Annotated in this window: 4 protein-coding genes and 1 pseudogene; 3 read left to right on the top strand and 2 right to left on the bottom strand. The window is 54.3% G+C overall.

Features of this window, described 5'->3' with window-relative positions:
• The first annotated feature begins 248 nt into the window (after window positions 1–248).
• The 3 genes and pseudogenes from ACJHX4_RS26565 to ACJHX4_RS26575 all read left to right on the top strand — a co-directional run bounded on the left by ACJHX4_RS26565 (window position 249) and on the right by ACJHX4_RS26575 (window position 2,152).
• Complete coding sequence (locus tag ACJHX4_RS26565; RefSeq protein ID WP_001617865.1) at window positions 249–1,124, top strand: extended-spectrum class A beta-lactamase CTX-M-14; 876 nt, start codon at window positions 249–251, stop codon at window positions 1,122–1,124.
• A gap of 34 nt (window positions 1,125–1,158) precedes the next feature.
• A pseudogene (locus tag ACJHX4_RS26570) lies at window positions 1,159–1,476 on the top strand (IS5/IS1182 family transposase); the annotation flags it as partial.
• A 259-nt stretch (window positions 1,477–1,735) separates the two neighbouring features.
• The gene (locus tag ACJHX4_RS26575; protein WP_014839980.1) at window positions 1,736–2,152 is read left to right on the top strand and encodes a fosfomycin resistance glutathione transferase FosA3; all 417 of its coding nucleotides are present in this window, start codon (window positions 1,736–1,738) and stop codon (window positions 2,150–2,152) included.
• Window positions 2,153–2,156: 4 nt separating this feature from the next.
• Here the strand turns inward: ACJHX4_RS26575 and ACJHX4_RS26580 are convergent, their stop codons facing one another.
• Together ACJHX4_RS26580 and ACJHX4_RS26585 are read right to left on the bottom strand one after the other, a co-directional pair.
• A complete protein-coding gene (locus tag ACJHX4_RS26580) occupies window positions 2,157–2,675 on the bottom strand; it encodes a FidL-like protein (protein WP_014839979.1) in 519 nt (172 codons plus the stop codon).
• On the bottom strand, window positions 2,675–3,372 hold a 698-nt coding region (locus tag ACJHX4_RS26585), incomplete at its 5' end, for a transcriptional regulator (RefSeq protein WP_064193769.1). The genes ACJHX4_RS26585 and ACJHX4_RS26580, both read right to left, overlap by 1 nt.

Raw genomic sequence — 3,372 nt, forward strand, 5'->3', positions numbered from 1 at the left:
AAGAATATCATCAATAAAATTGAGTGTTGCTCTGTGGATAACTTGCAGAGTTTATTAAGTATCATTGCAGCAAAGATGAAATCAATGATTTATCAAAAATGATTGAAAGGTGGTTGTAAATAATGTTACAATGTGTGAGAAGCAGTCTAAATTCTTCGTGAAATAGTGATTTTTGAAGCTAATAAAAAACACACGTGGAATTTAGGGAATACTGATGTAACACGGATTGACCGTATTGGGAGTTTGAGATGGTGACAAAGAGAGTGCAACGGATGATGTTCGCGGCGGCGGCGTGCATTCCGCTGCTGCTGGGCAGCGCGCCGCTTTATGCGCAGACGAGTGCGGTGCAGCAAAAGCTGGCGGCGCTGGAGAAAAGCAGCGGAGGGCGGCTGGGCGTCGCGCTCATCGATACCGCAGATAATACGCAGGTGCTTTATCGCGGTGATGAACGCTTTCCAATGTGCAGTACCAGTAAAGTTATGGCGGCCGCGGCGGTGCTTAAGCAGAGTGAAACGCAAAAGCAGCTGCTTAATCAGCCTGTCGAGATCAAGCCTGCCGATCTGGTTAACTACAATCCGATTGCCGAAAAACACGTCAACGGCACAATGACGCTGGCAGAACTGAGCGCGGCCGCGTTGCAGTACAGCGACAATACCGCCATGAACAAATTGATTGCCCAGCTCGGTGGCCCGGGAGGCGTGACGGCTTTTGCCCGCGCGATCGGCGATGAGACGTTTCGTCTGGATCGCACTGAACCTACGCTGAATACCGCCATTCCCGGCGACCCGAGAGACACCACCACGCCGCGGGCGATGGCGCAGACGTTGCGTCAGCTTACGCTGGGTCATGCGCTGGGCGAAACCCAGCGGGCGCAGTTGGTGACGTGGCTCAAAGGCAATACGACCGGCGCAGCCAGCATTCGGGCCGGCTTACCGACGTCGTGGACTGTGGGTGATAAGACCGGCAGCGGCGACTACGGCACCACCAATGATATTGCGGTGATCTGGCCGCAGGGTCGTGCGCCGCTGGTTCTGGTGACCTATTTTACCCAGCCGCAACAGAACGCAGAGAGCCGCCGCGATGTGCTGGCTTCAGCGGCGAGAATCATCGCCGAAGGGCTGTAACTGGTTTTGTTGAATAAATCGAACTTTTGCTGAGTTGAAGGATCAGATCACGTATCTTCCCGACAACGCAGACCGTTCCGTGGCAAAGCAAAAGTTCAAAATCACCAACTGGCCCACCTACAATAAAGCCCTCATCAACCGTGGCTCCATAACTTTCTGGCTGGATGATGAAGCTATTCAGGCCTGGTATGAGTCAGCAACACCTTCTTCACGAGGCAGACCTCAGCGCTATTCTGACCTTGCCATCACGACTGTGCTGGTCATTAAACGCGTATTCAGGCTGACCCTGCGCGCTGCGCAGGGCTTTATTGATTCCATTTTTTCTCTGATGAACGTTCCGCTACGCTGCCCGGTGTAATGTCGGTGCTGATTTGGTCTTCAATAAGGCGATTTTTAGCCCGCTTTTTCCGGGGGGATGAAATGTTATTGGATTGCTAAATGATTTCAAAAAAGGGGTAACATAGAGCGGGGATTAGTGTGGCGAGGCGCAGGTTTCCGATGGCAGGCTAAACGCAAAAAATGCGCTTTTTAGCCGGTGATGAGGTGAGGCCGGGAGGGGATGCGTCGCCGATCACAGTTTACAACAGGGTTTGATAACGGGAGGAAAAGTCATGCTGCAGGGATTGAATCATCTGACGCTGGCGGTCAGCGATCTGGCGTCAAGCCTGGCATTTTATCAGCAGTTACCTGGAATGCGCCTGCACGCCAGCTGGGATAGCGGAGCCTATCTCTCCTGTGGGGCGCTGTGGCTGTGCTTGTCGCTGGATGAGCAGCGGCGTAAAACGCCCCCTCAGGAAAGCGACTATACCCACTACGCCTTCAGCGTGGCGGAAGAAGAGTTTGCCGGGGTGGTGGCTCTGCTGGCGCAGGCGGGGGCTGAGGTATGGAAAGATAACCGCAGTGAAGGGGCGTCTTACTATTTTCTCGACCCTGACGGCCATAAGCTGGAGCTGCATGTGGGGAATCTGGCGCAGCGGCTGGCCGCCTGTCGCGAACGCCCCTACAAGGGGATGGTCTTTTTTGATTGACGGGTTAGTTCAGCTTACTGCCGGATTTCAACGTGCAGATCCACAGCGGTGAATTGATAGAGCTGAGCAAGATAGCCTTTTCGTTGAGCTTCTGAGCGTTGAGAAACAGCCCGTCGTGGCTGTCGGACATCTCGCGCATAAAGTAGTCGAAAATCACGTTCGGCGATTCATCAATCGAGGAGGCGCTCGATTCCCACTGATTGATGCGGTAATGACGCTCGGTGGCCGAGATGCGTTTGCTGCTGTAGGTAAACTTCACGTAGCGTTGCAGGTAGAGCCAGCCGGCGGCGGAGTCGGTGTAACCTTCGACCACCATCGAGCCTTTACCCTGCGCGCCAAAATTGAAGTGAATATTGCCGTTAACGTTCTCTTTGTCCATGTTCTCAAAGCGCATGATGCCCTTAGTGGAACAGCTCATGACACCCGCGTTGTCGGCAGGCAGCAGCCGCCAGGCGCTAAACGCGGCGGCGGCAATAAATACCAGAACGCAGAGGGCAAAGAACGGACGCGGCGCGAGTCTCATTACGGCTTCCAGGAGTAGTAAAAGTAGTTATCGCAATAGCTGAACGGGTTATCTTCATGCATGGCGCAGTGGGCAAGGAACACGCGCCCCAGCCCGTTGGTTTCGAGCCGATCGCCGTAGAAGAAAAGAAAACGTTCACCGGGTTTACAGGCAATATTCAGCCGCTGGCGTACCTCATCGAAGTTTTTGCCGTAGGACTCTTCACTGACCGAACGTCGCATTTCATCGCTGGCCAGCAGTTCGCACTGGCTATGGCTGAGGCGGGTCAGCGCGATAGGCTGGGATTCACTGATGCCGACCAGACTGAAGGCAACCAGAAGCAGGGCAATGGTGAGCAAGCAGGCTCCGGCCATGTACCAGCACATCCCGCGAGCATGTGCGGAGCGCGGTGCGTCTGGCGTTGTCGTAACGGGCGGCGGTTCGGCAGGCGTCTGTTGTGGTGAAACCGGCGGCGCGTCGTCCAGCGCTTCGATAATGACCTCGGGATTAAGCTGCAAATAGCCGCGCGAGACGGTGACGATGATGTTATCGACGCCGTAATGGCGAAAGGTCTTCCGCAGCATGCTGAGATACTGATTCAGATTGCTGTTGGATGAGGTTAATCCATTGTCATCCCAGACTTTTTTCAGAACATCTTCCCGGCTGACAATCTCGGTATGGCGCAGAAAATAGTTAAACAGGGCGCTGGCGGTGAGGG

Source organism: Escherichia sp. WS2035 (assembly GCF_046487065.1).
GTDB classification, from domain to species: domain Bacteria; phylum Pseudomonadota; class Gammaproteobacteria; order Enterobacterales; family Enterobacteriaceae; genus Escherichia; species Escherichia coli.